Here is a 19,576-nt window from a genome sequence, read left to right as displayed (position 1 = left end):
TTTGACACTCCTCCCACCGGGGTGGGGCCCCACAACTACGGGAGGGGGCAGGGGCGGAGGGGTGGGTGTGTGGACGTAAAGCGAAGCAGTCCACACACCCACCCCGGAGCCCCTGCCACCGCCACCCACCACGCAGCAACCGGGACCCCACCCCACAACCAACCCCGCCCCGCCAAAGGCGGAAAAAACAAACAGAAACAAAAACGCCGGATCACCCGGCAACGTGGGAAGCCGCCCGCGCCAGCGCCTGCGCGCGAGGGTCCGCCGTCACGTTCCGCTGCATCCCGTTCGTGACGTAGCCGAAGGCGAGCCCCGTTTCCGGGTCGGCGCAGGCCAGGGCGCCCCCGCGGCCGGGATGGCCGAAGGAGCCCGGGCCCAGGAGGGGGGAGGCCGGGCCGTGGCGCATGAAGCCGAGGCCGAAGTGGGTGTGGACGAGGAGGGTGCGGTCGGGGCCGGCGGACTCCTCGGTGCGGGCGAGGGTGAGGGTGGCCGGGGCGAAGAGCCGGGAGTGGCCTTCGACGGGGCCGATGAGGCCGGCGTAGCAGCGGGCCAGGGAGCGGGCGGTGGCGATGCCCGCGGAGGCGGGGAGTTCGGCGGCCCGGTAGGCGGGGTCGTTCTCGTCGGGGGCCGGGGAGATCGCCGCGAAGGCGCGGCTGGTGAGGGACCGCGGGTCGGCGTAGGCGTCGGCGACGGACTGCTTGGGGCGGACCCGGAGTCCGGCGGCGGGCCGCGGCGGTGTCTCGACGGGGGCGAGCCGGCCGACCCGGGACTGTGCGGCCTCGGGGAGGCCGAGCCACAGGTCGAGGCCGAGCGGTCCGGATATCTCCTCGGCGATCCAGGTGCCGATGGTGCGGCCGGTGGCCCGCCGCACCAGTTCGCCGAGCAGCCAGCTGTAGGTCTGGGCGTGGTAGCCGTGGTCGGTGCCGGGCTCCCAGGCGGGGGCCTGGGCGGCGAGGGCGGCGGGGCCGCTGACGCCGTCGACGGCCTCGGCGGGGGTGAGCGGGGTGTCCAGCACCGGCAGCCCGGCGCGGTGCGAGAGCAGGTGGCGGACGAGGACGCGTTCCTTGCCGGCGGCCTTGAACTCGGGCCAGTACGTGCCGACGGGAGCGTCGAGGTCGAGCTGTCCGCGCTGGTGCAGCAGCAGCGGGACGACGGCGGCGATGCCCTTGGTGGCGGAGCGGATCACCTGGGCCGTGCCGGCCTCCCAGGGCGCGGCGTCCTCCTGGGCGTCGCCGTCCTTCGTGCCGCCCCACAGGTCGACGACCTTGCGCCCGTGGTGGTAGACGGCGACCGCGGCACCCCGTTCGCCGCGCCGGTCGAAGTTGGCCACGAAGGCGTCCCGGACCGGCTCGAAGCCGTCCTCGACCGTGCCCTGGACGTCCACCACTGGTTCCTGCTTCCCACTCATCCGTCGCCTTTGTGACCCATCCATGGTGCAACGTGCGGATCAGTGCTGATGACCAGGACGGTGGTGGGTGGCCTTCGTCACACGGCCCGGGTGCCGCGGTGGGTCACAGCGGTACGTCGACCGAGCGCGGGTCGAACCCGAAGGGGAGTTCCAGGCGGTGGGTGCGCATCAGTTCCTCGTCGCACAGCAGCTCCTGGGTGGTGCCGTCGGCGACGATCACCCCGCCGGAGAGCACCACGGAGCGCGGGCACAGCTCCAGCGCGTAGGGCAGGTCGTGGGTGACCATCAGGACCGTGACGTCCAGCGACCGCAGGATGTCGGCGAGTTCGCGGCGGGAGGCCGGGTCGAGGTTGGAGGAGGGCTCGTCGAGGACGAGGATCTCGGGGCGCATGGCGAGGACCGTGGCGACGGCGACCCGGCGGCGCTGGCCGAAGGAGAGGTGGTGCGGCGGGCGGTCGGCGAAGTCCGCCATGCCGACCCGGGTGAGGGCCTCGGTGACGCGGGCGTCCAGCTCCGCGCCGCGCAGGCCCGCGGCGGCCGGTCCGAAGGCGACGTCCTCGCGGACGGTGGGCATGAACAGCTGGTCGTCGGGGTCCTGGAAGACGATGCCGACGCGGCGGCGGATCTCCGCGAGGTGCTCCTTGGCGACCGGGAGGCCGGCGACCGCGACGGTGCCGGCGCCCGCGGTGAGGATGCCGTTGAGGTGGAGGACGAGGGTGGTCTTGCCGGCGCCGTTGGGCCCGAGCAGCGCGACCCGCTCGCCGCGGCCGACGGTCAGGTCGACGCCGAAGAGCGCCTGGTGGCCGTCGGGGTAGGCGTAGGCGAGCCGGGAGACGGCGAGGGAGGGGGCGGGTGCGGGCGTGGTGGTGCTCAAAGGGTCCATCCCAGGAGGCAGACGGCGAGCGCGGCGAGCGGGAGGGCGGCCGCGCGGGTCCATTGTGCGCGGGTGACCGAGGCCGCGTCGAGGACGGGCATGGTGCCGGTGTAGCCGCGGCTGACCATGGCGAGGTGGACGCGCTCGCCGCGCTCGTAGGAGCGGATGAACAGCGCGCCGGCGGACTTGGCGAGCACGCCCCAGTGCCGCACGCCGCGCGCCTCGAACCCGCGGGAGAGCCGGGCGATCCGCATCCGGCGCATCTCGTCGGTGATCACGTCGCCGTAGCGGATCATGAAGGAGGCGATCTGCACGAGCAGCGGCGGCATCCGCAGCCGCTGGAGTCCCTGGAGCAGTTCGCGCAGCTCGGTGGTGGCGGCGAGCAGCACGGACGCGGCGACGCCCAGCGTCCCCTTGGCGAGGATGTTCCAGGTGCCCCACAGGCCGGAGGTGCTCAGGCTCAGGCCGCCGACGTGCACCCGCGGGCCCTCGGCGACGAACGGCATCAGCACGGCGAAGGCGACGAACGGCACCTCGATCAGCAGCCTGGTGAGCAGGAAGCGGGCGGGGACGCGGGCGGCCGCGGCGGCGAGGGCGAGCAGCGCCGCGTAGAGCCCGAAGGCCCAGAGCGCCTCGCGCGGGGTGGAGACGACGACGAGGACGAAGCAGAAGACCGCCGCGATCTTGCAGTGCGCCGGCAGGCCGTGCACCGGCGAGTGCCCGTGCCGGTAGAGCTTGTGGGCGTGTCCCGCGCCCATCTCAGACGCTCTCCGGGGCGGGATGCTCGGCGCCGGGACCGGCCGGCTCGGCGGTGGCGGCGCTCTTGCGGCGGCGCAGGACGACGAAGACGCCGGTGCCCACGGCCAGCGTCGCGCCGACCCCGATGACCCCGGCGAGGCCGCCGGACAGCCGTGCGTCGGTGATGTCCTTGACGCTGTAGTCGGCGAGCGGGGAGTCCTTGGCGGCGTGGTCCTCGGCCTTGGCGTCGATGCCCTGGTCGTGGGCGACCTTCTCCAGGCCGTCGGGGCTGGCGGAGGCGTAGTAGCTGATGCCGCCCGCGCACACCAGGGCGGCGGCGAGCCCGGCCAGCCAGATGCGGCGGGCGGAGCGGCGGGGGGCGGTGGCCGCGGCGGCCGGGACGGGCTCGGCCTCCGGGGCGGCGGCGGGCGCGTCGGCCGGGGCGGCGAGCGGGGAGGTGCGCAGCTCCAGCGGGGCGGTCAGGCCGCGCGCGCCGTGGACGAGGTCGGGACGGACGGCGATGACGGCGCCGACCGTGAGCGCGGTGATCACCGCCTCGCCGATGCCGATCAGCACATGCACGCCGACCATGGCGGTGAAGACCTTGCCGATCGGCACGTCCGCGGTCCCGCCGAGGGCGTAGATGGCGGTGAAGGCGACCGCGGCGGCCGGCACCGACACCAGCGCGGCGACGAACGAGGCCACGGTGATCGAGCGGCGCCGGCGCGGCAGCACCTTCACCAGCCCGCGGAACAGGCCGTAGGCGACCACGGTCGTCACGATCGCCATGTCGGTGATGTTCACGCCGAGCGCGGTCAACCCGCCGTCGGCGAACAGCACGCCCTGCATGAGCAGCACGACGGAGACGCACAGCACGCCCGTGTACGGGCCGACGAGGATCGCCGCCAGCGCACCGCCCAGGAGGTGTCCGCTGGTGCCCGCCGCGACCGGGAAGTTCAGCATCTGCACGGCGAAGATGAACGCCGCGACCAGTCCGGCCAGCGGCGCCGTGCGCTCGGCACCCGCGACGGCGCCCGCCCCCGTGCCCGCCAACTCCCGCCGGGCACCGCGCAGGCTGACCGCGACCGCGGCCGCGGCGACCGCGCCGGTCGCCAGCGACACCGGCGCGTTGATGAATCCATCGGGTACGTGCATCAGGGTTCTCCGCTTCAGGTTCCGCAGCCCACCCATGGTGGTGCCTCCTGCAAACGTGTTGCAAGAGCGCCCATGATGCGAAACGGCCACGGCGGCCCCGCACGCGGGGTCCCGCCCGGCGGCCTCCCGATGAGTGGTACGTGAGTGCGAACGGGGCGGACGGAGGAGGCCGCGCGCCCCTTTCCGCGTATACGGCGCAAATGGCCCGGCAACGGCCCCCGTCCCCACGGGGAGGCCGCTGCCGGGCCCTCCTGGTGCGCCGCTCCCGTCCCCACGGGCGCGGCGCCCGCTCCGGGGTGCCGCTCCGCTCATACAGCGGTCCCGGAGGTCTCGGTGCGCCGGCCGGCGGCGGATGGCCGGCGGCCGGCGCGGTGGCGTGCCGTCAGACGCGCTCCGGTGTGCGGGCCTCGTGCGCGTCGGCCTCGCCGGCGGACGGCTCGCGCAGCCCCTCGCCCTCGACGTCCACGTTCGGCAGGATGCGCCCGAGCCACCGGGGCAGCCACCAGGCCGCGCGGCCCAGCAGGGCCAGGACGGCGGGGACGAGGGCCATCCGGACGAGGAAGGCGTCGAAGAAGACGGCGACGGCGAGGCCGAAGCCGATCATCTTGATCATCGAGTCGGAGGAGCCGATGAAGCCGGCGAAGACGCTGATCATGATGACCGCGGCGGCGGTGACCACCCGGGCGCCGTGCCGGAATCCGGTGACGACGGCCTCGCCGGGGCGCTCGCCGTGCACGAAGGCCTCCCGCATCCGCGTCACGAGGAAGACCTCGTAGTCCATCGCCAGGCCGAAGACCACACCCACCAGGAAGATCGGCATCATGCTCATGATCGGCCCGGTCTGCTCGACCCCGAACAGGTCGGCCAGCCAGCCCCATTGGAAGACGGCGACGACCGCGCCGAGGGCCGCCACCACCGACAGCAGGAAGCCCAGGGCCGCCTTGAGCGGGACCAGCACCGAGCGGAAGACGACCATCAGCAGGAGGAAGGCCAGGCCGACGACCAGCGCGAGGTAGGGCACCAGGGCGTCGTTGAGCTTCTGCGAGACATCGACGTTCATCGCGGTGGTGCCGGTGACCAGGGTCCGCGCCCCGGTGTCCGCCGCGATGTCGGCCGTCCGCGACCGGATGTCGTGGACCAGGTCCTCGGTCGCGACGCTGCTGGGCTTGGACTTCGGGACGACGGTGAGCCGCGCGGTGTCGCCGGCCTTGTTGAACGCCGGTGGGGTGAGCACGGCGACATCGTCGAGGGCCTTGACCTTCGCGGCGACCTGCGCGGCGGCGGACTTCGCGCTCTGCCCCTCGTGCACGTCCCGCGCGTCGACGACCAGCATCAGCGGGCCGTTGAAGCCGGCGCCGAAGCCGTCCGACACCAGGTCGTAGGCCTTGCGCTGGGTGGTGTGGGTGGGCTGCGAGCCGTCGTCCGGCAGGCCCAGCTCCAGGGAGGCGGCGGGGACCGCGACGGCGCCGAGGCCGAGCACCACGGCGACGAGGACCGGGACCGGGCGGCGCAGCACGAACCGCGCCCAGCGGGTGCCCATGTTGGGCCGGCGGGCCGCGCCCTCGGCGCCCGGCCCGCCGGCCTCCTTCGCGGTCCGCTCCTTGCGGGGCAGCACCCGCTTGCCCGCGAAGCCCAGCAGCGCCGGGATGAGGGTGAGCGCGATGAGCACGGCGATGACGACGGTGCCGGCCGCGGCCAGGCCCATCTTCGTCAGCATCGGGATGTTGACGACGGCGAGGCCGACCAGCGCGATCACCACGGTCAGTCCGGCGAAGACGACCGCGGAGCCGGCGGTGCCCACCGCGCGCCCGGCGGCCTCCTCGCGCTCCCGGCCCTCGGTGAGTTCGGCGCGGTAGCGGGAGACGATGAACAGGGCGTAGTCGATGCCGACGGCGAGGCCGATCATCATCGCCAGCGTCGAGGTCGTCTTGGACAGATCGAGCGCGCTGCTGAGCGCGGTGATGGTGGAGACGCCGATGCCGACGCCGATCAGCGCGGTCAGCAGGGGCAGTCCGGCCGCGATCAGCGCGCCGAAGGTGAGCACCAGCACCACCGCGGAGACGCCGATGCCGATGACCTCGGTGGCCCCGGTCTCGGGGATGGCCTGCAGCGCGTTGCCGCCGACCTCGACGGTCAGCCCGGACGTCCGGCCGTCCTTGGCCGCGTCCTTGAGGGCGTCCTTGGAGTGGTCGGTCAGCTCGAAGCCGGTGACCTTGTACGTGACCTGGGCGTAGGCGGTGCGGCCGTCCTTGCTCACGGTCTTGGCGAGGTACGGGTCGGCGACCTGGTCGACCTGGTCGGAGCCCGACTTCAGGGCGCGCACGGTGTGTTCGACGGCCGCCTTGTTCGCCGGGTCCTTCATGGTCTCGCCCCGGGGCGCCCGGAAGACCACCCGGGCCGTGGCACCGTCGGCGTTGGCGCCCGGGAAGCGCTGGTCGAGCAGGTCGAAGGCGCGCTGGGCCTCGGTGCCGGGGACCGAGAAGGAGTCGGCGGCCGGGGCGGCGGCGGTGGCGGCTCCGACCCCGGCGACGGCCAGCAGGGCCACCCATATCAGGGCGACGAAGCGGCGCCGCCGGAAGGCGAGGCGTCCGAGTTTGTACAGGAAGGTGGCCACGAGACCGGGTGCTCCCGTCGTGAGAGGGGTATGGAGGCGTGCGCCGTCGCCCCGGCGACGAGAGCGGCGTGCCGGGTACGGAGGCTGGGGTGAGGTCGGGCGGTGGGTCAGACGCCGAGGGCGGGGAGGACCACGGCGTCGAGATAGGCGGACAGGAACGTGCCGTCGGCGGGGCGGTCCTCGATGAGCTGACGGGCGATCAGCGCGCCCACGAGCATGTGCGGGGCGAAGTCGAGCGCCGGGCAGTCGGCCGCGATCTCGCCCCGGTCGATGCCGCGTTGCAGCATGGCGTTCAGCCCGGTCACCTCGGGGTCGAGGAGCACCTCGCGCAGGGCCTGGTGGAGATCGGGGTTGCCGTGGATGGCCATGCCCAGACCGCGCATCAGCGCGGCGTCCTTCTCCACCTGCCCGTGTTCATCGGCCCGGCGCACCAGTTCGGCGAAGTCGCCGCGCAGGGTGCCGGTGTCGACGTCGCCGGTGCTGACCGGCTTGCAGTGCCGCAGCGCCCTGGCCACCAGCTCGGGCTTGCCCTGCCACTGGCGGTAGAGCGTGGCCTTGCTGGAGCGGGTACGGGCGGCGACGGCGTCCATGGTCAGCGCGTCGTAGCCGACCTCGCGCAACAGGTCGAGTACGGCGTCGTAGAGCTCGGCCTCCCGCTCGGGAGTCAGCCGGCTGCGTCCCATGGCACACACCTCCGTCCGGACCGTATCAGCGCCGCCACGCTCGATGGCGAACGAAACTGTTTCGTACACTTCGACCCTAGCGAGGCGCATAGCGAAACGGAACCGTTTCGGAAGTGGCCTGCGTCACCCGATCGACTTGCCGCCGCTCCCCCGTCCCGAAACGATGGGGGCGTGAGCGATGCACCCGAGGCCGTCGGGCCGCGCCCGGAGCCGAACACCGCGAAGCCTCGTGGACGGCTGCGCCGCATGCCCGCCACCCCCGCTCCGCCCGCCGGCTCGTACCTGCGCTTTCCGCATCTGCACGGCGACCTGCTCTGCTTCGCCGCCGAGGACGATCTGTGGGTCGCCCCGCTCGCCCCGGAGGGCCGCGCGCCCGGCCGGGCCTGGCGGCTGACCGTGGACCGCACCCGCGTCGGCCACCCCCGCTTCTCGCCCGACGGGAAGCACCTCGCCTTCACGACCTGGCGCAGCCTCGACCCGGAGGTGCACCTCGCGCCGGTCGAGGGCGGCCCGGCCCGCCGGCTGACGTACTGGGGCAGCACCGATGCCCGGGTCTGCGGCTGGACGCCGCCCGACCACGAGGGCAACGCCCACATCCTCGCGGTCTCCTCGCACGGCCAGCCGTTCTCCTACTACTCGTGGGCCTACACCCTGCCGACCGACGGCGGCACGGGCGGCAAGCTGCCCTGGGGGCCGGTCTCCGACCTCGCGGTCACCGACGTCGACGGCGAGCGCCGCACCCTGCTGCTCACCGGCAAACCGCCGCACGAGCCCGCCTCCTGGAAGCGCTACCGGGGCGGGGCGACGGGGCGGATGTGGCTGCACGGCACCCGGCTGATGCCGGATCTGCGCGGGCATCTCGACTCGGTGATGTTCGTCGGCGGCCGGATCGCGTTCCTCTCCGACCACGAGGGCATCGCCAACGTCTACTCCTGCCTGCCCGACAGCACCGATCTGCGCCGGCACACCGACCACGGCGACTTCTACGCCCGGCACGCCTCGACCGACGGCTCGCGCATCGTCTACCAGTGCGCCGGCGACCTCTGGCTGATCGACGACCTGGGGCCGGACGCCGTGCCGCGCCGGCTGGAGGTGCGCCTGGGCGGGCCGCGGGCCGGCCGGCGGACCTACCAGGTCCCGGCCGCCTCGCACGTCACCTCGCTCGCGGTGGACACCACCGGGCGGGCCAGCGCGGTCGGCGTCCGCGGCAGCCTGTACTGGCTCACCCACCGCGACGGCCCGGCCCGCACCATCCACGACACCCCGGGCGTGCGCGTCCGGCTGCCCGAAATGCTGGGCTCCACCGGCCGGATCGCCTACCTCACCGACGCCGAGGGCGAGGACGCGATCGAGATCACCGACCTGCCGCGGGCCAGCGAACCGGGCGGCCCGCGGCGGCTGGCCGCCGGTGCGCTGGGCCGGGTGCACGAGATGACCGCCTCCCCCGACGGCGACCGCCTCGCGGTGGCCTCGCACGACGGCCGGCTGCTGCTGGTGGCGGTGGCCCGCCCCGAGGACGAGGGCGGCACCGGCCCGGAGGCGGCCGACGGCACGGTCACCGAACTGGTCCGCTCCGCCAACGGCCCGGTCCGCGACCTGGCGTTCTCGCCCGACTCCCGCTGGCTGACCTGGTCGCACCCCGGCATCGGCCGCACGCTGCGGCAGATCAGGATGGCCCGGCTGTCCGACGGGCACATCGTGGACGTCACCAACGGCCGCTTCGAGGACGAGCAGCCGGTGTTCACCCGCGACGGCCGCTATCTGGCGTTCCTGTCCTGGCGCGGCTTCGACCCGGTCTACGACGTGCACACCGGCGACCTGTCGTTCCCGCTGGGCTGCCGGCCCTACCTCGTCCCGCTGTCCTCGGCGACCCCCTCGCCCTTCGCGCTGTCCCCGGAGGGGCGGCCCGCGGCGGGCGGACTGGACCCGGACGAGAATCCGCCGCCGCCGGGCGAGGGGCCGGTGCTGGTGGAGGTGGAGGGGCTGGCGAACCGGGTCACCCCGTTCCCGGTGGCGGCCTCCAAGTACTCCTCCCTGGAACCGGTCAGCGGCGGCGGGCTGGTCTGGCTGCGCTGGCCGATCTCCGGCGCGCTGGGCGAGACCTTCGCCAACCCCGCCGACACCTCGGGCCGCCCCACCCTCGAACACTTCGACCTGACCAAGGCCCGGCGCACCGAACTCACCAGCTCCCTGGACGAGTTCGCGCTCAGCGGCGACGGCTCCCGGCTGGTCGTCAACGACGAGGGCGAACTGCGCGCGGTGCCCGCGACCGAGCCGCCGGACAGCGACTCCACGGTCTTCCTGGACCTGCGGCGCATCCTGCACGACGTCGAACCGGCGGCCGAGTGGTACCAGGCGTTCGAGGAGGCGGGCCGGATCACCCGGTCCTACTTCTGGGACCCGGGGATGTGCGGCATCGACTGGGAGGCGGTGCTCGCGCAGTACCGGCCGCTGCTCGACCGGGTCGCCAGCCCGGACGAGTTCGCCGATCTGCTGCGCGAGGTGCTCGGCGAACTGGGCACCTCGCACGCGTACGTCACCGGCGCCCGGCGCAACGAGGGCCCGCCGCACTACCAGCGCGCCATGGGCCTGCTCGGCGCCAACTTCGTGCACCGGGACGGCCATTGGGTGGTGCAGCGGATCCTGCCCGGCGAGTCCTCGGACTCCAAGGCCCGCTCGCCGCTGGCCGGTACGGGCATCCGCGAGGGCGCGGCGCTGACCCATGTCGACGGCCGCCGGGTGGACCCGCTGGCCGGGCCGGCCCCGCTGCTGGCCGCGGCCGGCGGCACCACGGTGGAACTCACTTTCTCCCCGCCCGACGGCGAGGGCCCGGCCCGCCGGGTCGCGGTGGTCCCGCTGGTCGACGAACGGCCGCTGCGCTACCAGGACTGGGTGGCCAAGCGCCGGGCGGTGGTGCGGGAGTTGAGCGGCGGGCGGTGCGGCTATCTGCACATCCCCGACATGGGCGGCTCCGGCTGGGCGCAGTTCAACCGCGATCTGCGGATGGAGGTCTCCCGGCCGGCGCTGATCGTGGACGTCCGGGGCAACGCGGGCGGCAACATCTCCGAGCTGGTCATCGAGAAGCTCACCCGCACGATCATGGGCTGGGACCTGACCCGCGACGCCGAGCCCGTCTCGTACACCTCCAACGCCCCGCGCGGCCCGGTCGTGGCGGTCGCCGACGAGATGACCTCCTCCGACGGCGACATGATCACCGCGGCCTTCAAGCTCCAGGGGATCGGCCCGGTGGTGGGCATGCGCACCTGGGGCGGGGTGGTCGGCATGACCGGCCGGCACCGGCTCGGCGACGGCACCACCATCACCGTCCCGATGAACGCCGCGTGGTTCCGGCTCTACGGCTGGGGCGTGGAGAACCACGGCGTCGAGGTCGACATCGAGGCGCTGCGCTCCCCGCTGCACTGGGCCGAGGGCCGGCATCCAACCCTGGGCGTCGCGGTGCGCACGGCGCTGGAGTTGCTGGAGCGGCACCCGGCGGCGACCCCTCCGGACCTGTCGGACGCCCCGGACCTGCGGCGCCCCCCGCTGCCGCCGCGCGGCGCGGGCACCTCCGGGGAGGCGGAGGCCGGGGAAGCCGGAGTCTGAATCGGCCGCGCTCCCCCGGGGTTCACGGCCGGCGGCGGGCACGCGGTGAGGCGCACCCGGTCGACCGGGTGCGCCCCTCACGCATGGCGCGTACGCCGCCCCGCGTGGTGTTCAGGACGTGCCAATTCAGCTCTGGTGGCGACCCTCGGCCGCGTCCATCGCGTCCTGGGCGGGCTGACGGCCCTGCTGGCCGCGCTCACGCTCACGCGGCTGAGCCGGACGCTGGCCGCCCTGGTCCTGACGCTGGCCGCCGCGCTCCTGGTCCTTGCGCTGACCGCGCTCGTGACCCTGCTCGCGGGAGTCGCTCATGGCGTGGGGCGCCTGGCCCTTGCGCTCGTTGGCCTTGTCCTGGAACTGGTCCTTGATGCCCATGCTGTTCACTCCTAGTGGGGTGTAGGGGGGTTGTGACCCCGATTCAGCGTGACACGCCCGGACATTGCTCGCACTTCGATCATAAACGGACACTCTCCGTGACGCCCGGCCGCTCACGGGCCGGGCGTACGCCCGCTCACCGGCCGGCCCGCTCCTTCTCGTCCGCCGCACCGCCGGCGCCCACCAGCCCGACCCGCATCCCGTCCAGCCGCGCCCCGAACCGCCGCATCTCCCGCTGGCCCACGGTCCCGATGAGCGCGGGCAGGTAGCCGCGCACCGACTGCATCCCGCGCAGCCACCACTGCCCGTAGACGTGCGCGGAGCGGCGCTCGATGCCCGCCACGATGCGGTCGACGGCGGGGCCCAGCGGGTAGGTCTTGTTCGACGGCCACGGCAGCCGGGCGCGCAACTCGCGCATCACGTCGTCCTGGTCGGCGCCGCGCACCATGTCGGTGTCGGTCCAGCTCAGATAGCCGACCCCGACCCGCACACCGCGGTGTCCGACCTCGGCGCGCAGGCTGTGCGCGAACGCCTCGACGCCCGACTTGGACGCGCAGTACGCGGTCATCATCGGCGCCGGGGTGATCGCGGCCAGCGAGGCGATCTGCAGGAAGTAGCCGCGGGACGCCGCGAGGTGGGGCAGGAAGGCGCGGCCGGTGACCGCGCCGCCGATGAGGTTGACCTCGATGACCCGCTTCCAGGCGGCGGGATCGGAGTCGGCGAACGGTCCGCCGGTCGCCACCCCGGCGTTGGCGACGACCACGTCGACCTTCCCGAAGCGGTCCTTGACCTCGTCCGCGACCCGCGCCATCGCCTCGTGGTCGGTGACATCGGCGTGCCAGTGGTGTGCCGGACCGTGCAGCGCGGCCGCGACCCCGCGCAGCTCGTCCGGCTCCAGCCCGACCAGGGCCAGCGTCGCCCCGCGTGCCGACAGCTTGCGGGCCAGCAGCGCGCCGACCCCGCGTGCCGCGCCCGTGACGACGACGACCTGGCCCGCCAGGCTCCTGTGTGCGCTCATGCCGTGCTCTCCTTCGTCTGCCGGCCGCCCCCGGGAGCGGTGTCGGTGGGCTCGGTGCCGGTGGGCTCGGTGCCGGTGGGCTCGGTGCCGGTCGGGTGCAGATGGGCGCGGACGAGTGCGCGCAGCCGCCCGGCGACCGCGGCCGGGTCCTCGACCGGCGTCATGTGCCCCAGGCCGGGCAGCTCGGTCAGACCGCGGAAGTCGGGGAGGACGGATGCCAGCCGCCGGGCCTGCACCGGCGGGGTGAGCCGGTCGGCGGTGCCCACGAGGACCTCGGTGGGCAGCTCCAGGCCGCCGGCGCCGCCGGTCAGTTCGACCCCGGCCAGCACCGCGCCCCACCGGGCCCGCACCCCGGCCGGGCAACCGTGCACGATCCGGGCGCAGGCCGCCACCTCCGCGGCGGAGGCGCCGGGGCCCATCGTGGCGTACTTCAGCACCCGCCGGGTGAGCGGCGACTGGGGGCCGAGCGGGGCGCGCGAGCGCAGCAGCAGCCGGTGCGCGCGGTGGCGCCCCCGCGGGCTGCGCAGCGGGAACACCCGTGACTCGGCGGCGAGGTCGGCGCTGCCGGTGCTGCACAGCAGCGCGGCCGCGGCCCGCGCGCGCAGCTCCGGCCGCCCGGACGCGGCCATGATCGTCATCCCGCCCATCGAATGGCCGCCCAGCACGGCGCGTTCGCCCGGCTCCAGGGCCGCCTCCAGGACGGCGACCAGATCGTCGGCGAGCGCGCCGGTGCTGTGGCCGGCCGGCGGGGCGGCGGGGCTGCGGCCGTGCCCGCGCTGGTCGTAGACGACGACCTTGTGGTCCTCGGCCAGCGCCCGGACGACCGGGGCCCAGAAGGCGGTCGAGCAGGTCCAGCCGTGCGCCAGGACGACGGCCGGGGCGTCCTGCGGGCCGTGGACCTCGGCGTACAGCCGGGCGCCGTCGGCCGAGGTGACGGTCAGCGTGCGGCGCGGCACCGGCGGGGCGTAGGGGCCGCTGGTGACGTGGGCGGGGCGGCGGCTCATGCGACCACCTCCGCGGCCGTGCCGGACGTCCGTTCCGCGGGGGTGCGGGCGGGCCGCAGCACCTCGTACTCCGCGAGGTCGACCTGGCGGGTGGCCTTCTTGAACTCCCCGGTGGTGCCCGGCCAGACGGTGGTGTTGCGGCCGTTGGCGTCCAGATACCAGCTGTCGCAGCCGCCGGTGTTCCACACCGTGCGCGCCATCCGGCGCTGGATCGTGCGGTTCCACTCCTGCACGGCGGACGGGCGGGCGCTCAGCGCGATCTTCCCGCCGAGGACGTCCAGTTGGCGCAGGTAGTCGGCCAGGTAGTTCAGCTGGGCCTCGATCATCAGGATCATCGAGCTGTTCCCGAGGCCGGTGTTGGGCCCGATGATGGTGAGGAAGTTGGGGAAGCCGGCCGCGGTGGCGCCGCGCAGCGCCTCCATGCCGTCCTTCCACTCCTCGGCCAGTGTCGTGCCGTGGGCGCCGGTGACGCGCCGCGCGATCGGCATGTCCGTCACATGGAACCCGGTGCCGAAGACGATCGTGTCGGCCTCCACCTCGCTCCCGTCGGACCCCACGAGGGTGCTGCCGCGCACCTCCTTCAGCCCCGCGGCGACCAGGTCCACATTCGGCTGCGCCAGGGCCGGGTAGTAGGTGTTGGAGAGCAGGATCCGCTTGCAGCCGATGCGGTAGCCGGGGGTCAGCGCGGCCCGCAGCGCCGGGTCCTTGACGGCCTTGGTCAGGTGGCCGCGGGCCAGCCGCTCCAGCAGGCCCAGCCGGTCGGGGTGCCTGGTGAACGCGCCGACCTGCAACTCCCGTATGCCCCACAGCAGTTGACGGCGCGCGGCCCGGGTCGCCGGGATCTTGGTGTGCAGCCACTTCTCGGCCGCGCTGATCTCGCGGTCGGCGCGTGGCAGCACCCAGGGCGCGGTGCGCTGGAAGAGCGTGAGGCGCGCCACCTCCGGCTGGACGGCGGGCACGATCTGGATGGCCGAGGCACCGGTGCCGACCACCGCGACACGCTTGCCGCGCAGCGAGTGGCCGTGGTCCCAGCGCGCGGAGTGCATCACCGTGCCGGGGAAGGTCTCCAGCCCCGGTATGTCGGGGGTCTTGGGGTCCGACAGCGGCCCGGTCGCCGACACCACGACATCGGCGGTCAGCGGCCCGCTCGCGGTCTCGATCTCCCAGCGCAGCTCCGCGCCGTCCCACCGCAGGCTCTCCACCTCCGAATGGAAGCGCAGGTGCGGACGGAGCCCGAAGGTGTCGGTGACCCGCTCCAGATAGGCGCGGATGTGCGGCTGCCCGGAGAAGTTCCGCGGCCACTCGGGGTGCGGCGCGAAGGAGAAGGAGTACAGATGCGAGGGCACGTCGCACGCGCACCCCGGATAGTCGTTGTCCCGCCAGGTGCCGCCCACCGAGCCGGCCCGTTCCAGGACCACGAAGTCGGTGATGCCCTGGCGCCGCAGCCGGACGGCCGCCCCCAGTCCACCGAAGCCCGATCCGATCACCGCAACCCGCACATGCCTGCGCTCGCGCTCGGCCATCCCGCCGCCTCCCGAGTCCGACGTCCGTCCTGCCATCTTCGGTGCCGCGCCCCCGGCCCTCACAGCCGGTGCCACCGCCGCCCCCGAAAACCGCGCCAGCAATCACTGGCGCAATAGGAGCGTAGGGCAGCGGCGTACCGAGCGGTAGGGGGCGGACGGCGGAAGTTACCGGCGGTTGCGCCCGCACCCCGGTACCCCCGCCCGGCGCCGCACCCCCGGCATAGGCTGAACCCGTGGCAGGCAACGAGCACCAGGACGGGCACACCGGGACCGCGGACCCCCCGGCGCGCGAATTCCGCATGGCCGACCTGGCCAGGGAGGCCGGCATCACGGTCCGCACGCTGCGCTTCTACCGCGAGCGCAAGCTGCTGCCGGCGCCCCGCCGCGAGGGCCGGATCGCCTGGTACAACGAGCACCATCTCGCCCGGCTGCGCACCATCGGCGCCCTGCTGGAGCGCGGCCACACCCTGGGCGGCATCGCCGACCTCTTCTCGGCCTTCGAGTCCGGCCGCGACGTCGGCGAACTCCTGGGCCTGGACGACCCCTTGGTCGCCCCCTGGTCCGAGGAGACGCCGGTCCGCCTGACCCCCGAGGAGCTGGCCGACCACTTCCGCGGGGACATCACCGCCGAGAACCTCACCGCGTCCCTGGACATCGGCTATCTCGCCGTCGACGGCGACGAGTTCGTGCACATCAGCCGCCGCCTGCTGGACGCCTCCACCGAACTCGTCGGCCAGGGCATCCCGCTGGCCGCCGTCCTGGAGGCGGGCCGCCAGGTCCGCGCGCACGCCGACGCGCTCGCCGGCATCTTCACCACCCTCATCCGCACCCACGTCCTGTCCGACGTGCTGGCCCGGGCCGCCGCCGGCGAGCACCCCGGCCCCGACGAGGTCGATCTCATCACCGGGACCATCGACGCGCTCCGCCCGCTGTCCAAGGGCGTGGTCGAGGCCGAACTCGCGATGGCCGTGGACCGCCGGGTCCGGGCCGAGGTGACGCAGTTGCTGCGCGAGCGCGGGTGCGAGGGGAGCTGAGCCCGCCCGGACGGCGCGGCGGGCGCCGCCCGGACCCTCGGCGACCGCCCGCTCAGCGCTCGAAGACGACCGTCACCGGCGCGTGGTCGGACCACCGCTCGTCATGGCTCGCCGCACGCTCCACGTACGCCTTGACCGCCCGCGCGGCGAGGCCGGGCGTGGCCATCGCGTAGTCGATGCGCCAGCCCGCGTCGTTGTCGAAGGCCCGGCCCCGGTAGGACCACCACGAGTAGGGGCCCACCGCGTCCGGGTGCAGGGCGCGGACGACGTCCACGTAGCCGCCGCCGTTCTCGTCGAGGACCTCGGTCAGCCAGGCGCGCTCCTCGGGGAGGAAGCCGGACTTCTTCTGGTTGGCCTTCCAGTTCTTCAGGTCGGCCTCCCGGTGCGCGATGTTCCAGTCACCGCACACCACGACCTCGCGGCCGTCCGCGGCGGAGCGCTTGCGCAGGTCGACGAGGTAGGGCAGGAACTCCGCCAGGAAGCGCTCCTTCTCGTCCTGCCGCTCGGTGCCGACCTCCCCGGAGGGCAAGTAGAGGCTGGCGACCGTCACGCCGGGCAGGTCCGCCTCGACGTAGCGCCCGCTGCCGTCGAACTCCGCGGAGCCGAAGCCCACCCGGACCCGCTCCGGCTCCCGCCGGGTGAGGAGCGAGACGCCGGCCCGCCCCTTGGCCGCCGCCGGGGCGTGCACGGCGTGCCAGCCGGCGGGCGCGCGCACCTCGTCCGGCAGCTGGGCGGCCTCGGCCCGCACCTCCTGCAGGCACACCACATCGGCCGGGGTCTCCGCCAGCCACGGGACGAAGCCCTTCCTGGCCGCGGCGCGCAGCCCGTTCACATTCACTGAGGTCACGGTGAGCATCCGGGCACGATACCCACCCCCGGCACCTGATCGCGCCGCCCGCCCGCTCCCCCGTACGCTTTCCGGAATGGAGATACGCCCCGTCCGCTACGACCACCCCGACGCGGTCGCCCTCGACGCGCTGGTGCAGCAGGAGTACGCCCGGCGCTACGGCGACGACGGCGACATCACCCCGCTCGCCCCGGAGATGTTCGCCCCGCCGCGCGGCACGTACCTGATCGCCTACGACGGCACCCGCCCGCTGGCCACCGGCGGATGGCGGCTCCAGGAGGACACGGCCGAGGGGTACGAGATCGGCGACGCCGAGATCAAGCGGATGTTCGTGCTCCAGGAGGCGCGCGGGCGGGGGCTGGCCCGGCGGATCCTGGCCGCCCTGGAAGCGGACGCGCGGGCCGCGGGACGCACCCGGATGGTGCTGGAGACCGGCACCAAGCAGCCCGAGGCACTGGAGCTGTACGCCTCCAGCGGCTATGTGATGGCCGAGAAGAAGTTCGGGCTGTACCGGACCTACCAGGACAGCCGCTGCATGACGAAATCGCTGGTGGAGCGCGTCTGAGGGACGGCGGACCGCCGCGCATCGGCCTCCCCGTCCACTCCGCCGCACGCGCGGGGTCCTGACTCTTGTTGACAGGCGTCCGGCCCCCTCCCCATACTCATTCCACTAATGAACTAGCTAAAGGGGGGATCCGGGTGAGCGACCCGAGCCCATGGGCCATCGAGGCCGAGGGACTGGGGAAGAAGTACCGCGGCGGCTGGGCCCTGCGGGACTGCTCCTTCCGGCTCCCCGCCGGCCACATCTGCGCCCTGGTCGGCCCGAACGGCGCGGGCAAGAGCACGTTCCTGGGCACCGCGACCCGGCTGGTGGAGCCGACCACCGGCACGCTGAAGCTGTTCGGCGTCCCGGTCTCCGACCCGGCCGTGCTGTCCCGCGTCGCCTTCCTCGCCCAGGACAAGCCGCTCTACCCCCGCTTCACGGTCGCCGAGACCCTGCGGCTGGGCCGTGAGCTGAACCCGCGCTGGGACCAGGCGCTGGCCGAGCGGATCGTGCGGTCCGGGAGCGTGTCCCTCGACGCGCGGGTCGGCACCCTCTCGGGCGGCCAGCGCACCCGGGTGGCCTTCGCCCTCGCCTTCGGCAAGCGGCCCGAGCTGCTGCTGCTCGACGAGCCGATGTCCGACCTGGACCCGCTCGCCCGGCACGAGCTGTCGGGGCTGCTGCTGGCCGAGGCCGCCGAGCACGGCACGACCGTGCTGATGTCGTCCCACATGCTCTCCGAGCTGGAGGTCATGTGCGACTACCTCCTCGTGCTCGCCGAGGGCCGGCTGCGGATGGCCGGCCAGACCGAGGAGCTGGTCCCGGCCCATCTGCTGGTGACCGGCGTGGCAGAGGGCGGCGACGGGGTGCCCGAGGAGCTGCGGCGCCGGCACACCGTGATCGAGTCCCGGGTCACCGGGCGGCAGTTCAGCGCCCTGATCCGGCCCGGCGGACCGGTCGGCGACGGCTGGGAGACGCTCGCGCCGAGCATGGAGGAGGTCCTGCTGGCCTATCTGCGCTCGCCCGAGGCGCCCGGCCTGATCGCGGACGAGGCGCGCGTCGGCGGCCCCGGCGAGGCCGCCGCATGACGCGCACCCGCGCCGCCGGGGCCCGGCCGGCGGACACCGCCCCCGCGCCCGGCGGCCCCGCGCCCCGCCGCACCCTGCTGCACGGTCTGCCCTGGCTGGTCTGGCGCCGGCACCGCACCCTGTTGCTCCTGGTCCTGCTGACCACGGCCGTCGGCTGCCTGATCTTCGTCTGGCAGCGCCCCGGCCTGCTCGGCTTCCTCCACACCCACAGCACCGCCCCCGGCGCCGAAGGAGCCCCGGACAACTCCTTCGAGCACGCCTACGGGCAGCTGTTCTCCGGCGGCCGCCAGCTGCTGACCTGGCTGCCCGTGCTGGCCGGCGTCTTCCTCGGCGCCCCGCTGATCGCCGCGGAGCAGGAGCAGCGCACCCTCACCCTGGTCAGCACCCAGTCGGTGAGCCGCGGCCGCTGGGCCGCCGCCGCCATCGGCCTGCCGCTGGCCGTGATCGTGCTGTGCACCGCCCTGCTGTCGGCCGCCTTCACCTGGCTGTGGGAGCCCGCGCACCTCCTCGTCGACGGCGGTGACTGGCTGTCCGGCGGGCTCTTCGAGAGCACCGGGCCCGTCCCGGTCGCCATGGCCCTCTTTCTGACCGTCTGCGGGATCGCCCTGGGCATGCTGCTCCGGCGGACGGTGGCGGCCATGGCCGCCACCCTCGTCCTCGCCCTGGCCACCGGGCTCTGGTTCGAACGGCTCCGCACCGGGCTGGGCACCCTGCGCAGCATCACCTACCCCTACGGCTCCGACGGCCCCGCCCTGCCGCGCGGCGCCGTACGCGTCGACGACTGGGTGGCCACCGCCGACGGCCGGCTCTACGGCTACGGCACCTGCCACACCGGCGACACTGAGGCCTGCCGGGCCAGGCTGGGCATCGTCCACCACGTGGCCCAGTACTTCGACTACGGGCAGCTGGCCGGGATGCAGTGGCGCGGCGCCGGGATCCTGCTGGCGCTGACCGCCCTCGTGCTCGCCTTCGTGGTGTGGCGCGTCCGACGGCGGCCGCTCTGAACGGGCGGGCGCGCGGCGGCCGTGCCGGGCGGCGGCCCGCCGGGACGCCGCGCCGGCCACCCGCCCCGAG

General features: G+C 74.2%; 16 protein-coding genes. 5 read left to right on the top strand and 11 right to left on the bottom strand.

What is annotated here, in order from left to right; translation table 11 throughout:
- Positions 1–211: 211 nt before the first annotated feature.
- The 6 genes from IEY78_RS24920 to IEY78_RS24895 all read right to left on the bottom strand — a co-directional run bounded on the left by IEY78_RS24920 (position 212) and on the right by IEY78_RS24895 (position 7,472).
- Positions 212–1,408 (bottom strand): serine hydrolase domain-containing protein, encoded by a 1,197-nt coding sequence (locus tag IEY78_RS24920; RefSeq protein ID WP_189101851.1) that lies wholly within the window; start codon positions 1,406–1,408, stop codon positions 212–214.
- Positions 1,409–1,511: 103 nt separating this feature from the next.
- The gene (locus tag IEY78_RS24915; protein WP_189101849.1) at positions 1,512–2,291 is read right to left on the bottom strand and encodes an energy-coupling factor ABC transporter ATP-binding protein; all 780 of its coding nucleotides are present in this window, start codon (positions 2,289–2,291) and stop codon (positions 1,512–1,514) included.
- Positions 2,279–3,040 (bottom strand): cobalt ECF transporter T component CbiQ, encoded by a 762-nt coding sequence (gene cbiQ, locus IEY78_RS24910; protein WP_189101847.1) that lies wholly within the window; start codon positions 3,038–3,040, stop codon positions 2,279–2,281. The genes IEY78_RS24915 and cbiQ overlap by 13 nt, the downstream gene beginning before the upstream one ends.
- A gap of 1 nt (position 3,041) precedes the next feature.
- A complete protein-coding gene (locus IEY78_RS24905; RefSeq protein WP_189101845.1) occupies positions 3,042–4,175 on the bottom strand; it encodes an energy-coupling factor ABC transporter permease in 1,134 nt (377 codons plus the stop codon).
- 382 nt (positions 4,176–4,557) lie between these two features.
- Entirely contained in the window at positions 4,558–6,789 is a 2,232-nt protein-coding gene (locus IEY78_RS24900) for an MMPL family transporter (protein WP_189101843.1), read from the bottom strand.
- A 107-nt stretch (positions 6,790–6,896) separates the two neighbouring features.
- A complete protein-coding gene (locus IEY78_RS24895) occupies positions 6,897–7,472 on the bottom strand; it encodes a TetR/AcrR family transcriptional regulator (RefSeq protein ID WP_189101841.1) in 576 nt (191 codons plus the stop codon).
- A 246-nt stretch (positions 7,473–7,718) separates the two neighbouring features.
- On the opposite strand from IEY78_RS24895, the gene IEY78_RS24890 reads away from it, so the two are divergent.
- Positions 7,719–11,075: a S41 family peptidase gene (locus tag IEY78_RS24890; RefSeq protein ID WP_189101864.1), complete on the top strand. Its 3,357-nt coding sequence runs from the start codon at positions 7,719–7,721 to the stop codon at positions 11,073–11,075.
- Positions 11,076–11,201: 126 nt separating this feature from the next.
- Here the strand turns inward: IEY78_RS24890 and IEY78_RS24885 are convergent, their stop codons facing one another.
- The 4 genes from IEY78_RS24885 to IEY78_RS24870 all read right to left on the bottom strand — a co-directional run bounded on the left by IEY78_RS24885 (position 11,202) and on the right by IEY78_RS24870 (position 14,992).
- On the bottom strand, positions 11,202–11,447 hold the full coding sequence (locus tag IEY78_RS24885; RefSeq protein ID WP_189101839.1) for a hypothetical protein: 246 nt from the start codon (positions 11,445–11,447) through the stop codon (positions 11,202–11,204).
- Between the two features lie 136 nt (positions 11,448–11,583).
- Positions 11,584–12,465: an SDR family oxidoreductase gene (locus tag IEY78_RS24880; RefSeq protein WP_189101837.1), complete on the bottom strand. Its 882-nt coding sequence runs from the start codon at positions 12,463–12,465 to the stop codon at positions 11,584–11,586.
- Entirely contained in the window at positions 12,462–13,469 is a 1,008-nt protein-coding gene (locus IEY78_RS24875; protein WP_189101835.1) for an alpha/beta fold hydrolase, read from the bottom strand. Before IEY78_RS24875 ends, IEY78_RS24880 begins: the two co-directional genes overlap by 4 nt.
- Positions 13,466–14,992 (bottom strand): flavin-containing monooxygenase, encoded by a 1,527-nt coding sequence (locus IEY78_RS24870; protein WP_189101833.1) that lies wholly within the window; start codon positions 14,990–14,992, stop codon positions 13,466–13,468. Before IEY78_RS24870 ends, IEY78_RS24875 begins: the two co-directional genes overlap by 4 nt.
- A gap of 233 nt (positions 14,993–15,225) precedes the next feature.
- Between IEY78_RS24870 and IEY78_RS24865 the strand changes: the two genes are divergently transcribed.
- Entirely contained in the window at positions 15,226–16,026 is an 801-nt protein-coding gene (locus IEY78_RS24865; protein WP_373294237.1) for a MerR family transcriptional regulator, read from the top strand.
- Positions 16,027–16,078: 52 nt separating this feature from the next.
- Here the strand turns inward: IEY78_RS24865 and IEY78_RS24860 are convergent, their stop codons facing one another.
- Complete coding sequence (locus IEY78_RS24860; protein ID WP_189101831.1) at positions 16,079–16,882, bottom strand: exodeoxyribonuclease III; 804 nt, start codon at positions 16,880–16,882, stop codon at positions 16,079–16,081.
- A 67-nt stretch (positions 16,883–16,949) separates the two neighbouring features.
- Between IEY78_RS24860 and IEY78_RS24855 the strand changes: the two genes are divergently transcribed.
- The 3 genes from IEY78_RS24855 to IEY78_RS24845 all read left to right on the top strand — a co-directional run bounded on the left by IEY78_RS24855 (position 16,950) and on the right by IEY78_RS24845 (position 19,506).
- The gene (locus tag IEY78_RS24855; RefSeq protein WP_189101829.1) at positions 16,950–17,438 is read left to right on the top strand and encodes a GNAT family N-acetyltransferase; all 489 of its coding nucleotides are present in this window, start codon (positions 16,950–16,952) and stop codon (positions 17,436–17,438) included.
- 134 nt (positions 17,439–17,572) lie between these two features.
- On the top strand, positions 17,573–18,502 hold the full coding sequence (locus IEY78_RS24850; protein WP_189101827.1) for an ABC transporter ATP-binding protein: 930 nt from the start codon (positions 17,573–17,575) through the stop codon (positions 18,500–18,502).
- Positions 18,499–19,506, top strand: coding sequence for an ABC-2 membrane transporter-related protein (locus IEY78_RS24845; protein ID WP_189101825.1), 1,008 nt, complete (start codon positions 18,499–18,501; stop codon positions 19,504–19,506). The genes IEY78_RS24850 and IEY78_RS24845 overlap by 4 nt, the downstream gene beginning before the upstream one ends.
- Positions 19,507–19,576 lie beyond the last annotated feature (70 nt).

The sequence above is a fragment of the Streptomyces kronopolitis genome (genome assembly GCF_014646275.1).
Classification (GTDB): domain Bacteria; phylum Actinomycetota; class Actinomycetes; order Streptomycetales; family Streptomycetaceae; genus Streptomyces; species Streptomyces kronopolitis.
This window is presented reverse-complemented; position numbering and strand designations above follow the sequence as displayed.

Bases quoted from the DNA above. Each gene is read 5' to 3' on its own strand.
- IEY78_RS24920 (WP_189101851.1), bottom strand. From the start codon at position 1,408: ATGAGTGGGAAGCAGGAACCAGTGGTGGACGTCCAGGGCACGGTCGAG.
- IEY78_RS24915 (WP_189101849.1), bottom strand. From the start codon at position 2,291: ATGGACCCTTTGAGCACCACCACGCCCGCACCCGCCCCCTCCCTCGCC.
- cbiQ (WP_189101847.1), bottom strand. From the start codon at position 3,040: ATGGGCGCGGGACACGCCCACAAGCTCTACCGGCACGGGCACTCGCCG.
- IEY78_RS24905 (WP_189101845.1), bottom strand. From the start codon at position 4,175: ATGCACGTACCCGATGGATTCATCAACGCGCCGGTGTCGCTGGCGACC.
- IEY78_RS24895 (WP_189101841.1), bottom strand. From the start codon at position 7,472: ATGGGACGCAGCCGGCTGACTCCCGAGCGGGAGGCCGAGCTCTACGAC.
- IEY78_RS24890 (WP_189101864.1), top strand. From the start codon at position 7,719: ATGCCCGCCACCCCCGCTCCGCCCGCCGGCTCGTACCTGCGCTTTCCG.
- IEY78_RS24885 (WP_189101839.1), bottom strand. From the start codon at position 11,447: ATGGGCATCAAGGACCAGTTCCAGGACAAGGCCAACGAGCGCAAGGGC.
- IEY78_RS24880 (WP_189101837.1), bottom strand. From the start codon at position 12,465: ATGAGCGCACACAGGAGCCTGGCGGGCCAGGTCGTCGTCGTCACGGGC.
- IEY78_RS24875 (WP_189101835.1), bottom strand. From the start codon at position 13,469: ATGAGCCGCCGCCCCGCCCACGTCACCAGCGGCCCCTACGCCCCGCCG.
- IEY78_RS24870 (WP_189101833.1), bottom strand. From the start codon at position 14,992: ATGGCCGAGCGCGAGCGCAGGCATGTGCGGGTTGCGGTGATCGGATCG.
- IEY78_RS24860 (WP_189101831.1), bottom strand. From the start codon at position 16,882: ATGCTCACCGTGACCTCAGTGAATGTGAACGGGCTGCGCGCCGCGGCC.
- IEY78_RS24855 (WP_189101829.1), top strand. From the start codon at position 16,950: ATGGAGATACGCCCCGTCCGCTACGACCACCCCGACGCGGTCGCCCTC.
- IEY78_RS24845 (WP_189101825.1), top strand. From the start codon at position 18,499: ATGACGCGCACCCGCGCCGCCGGGGCCCGGCCGGCGGACACCGCCCCC.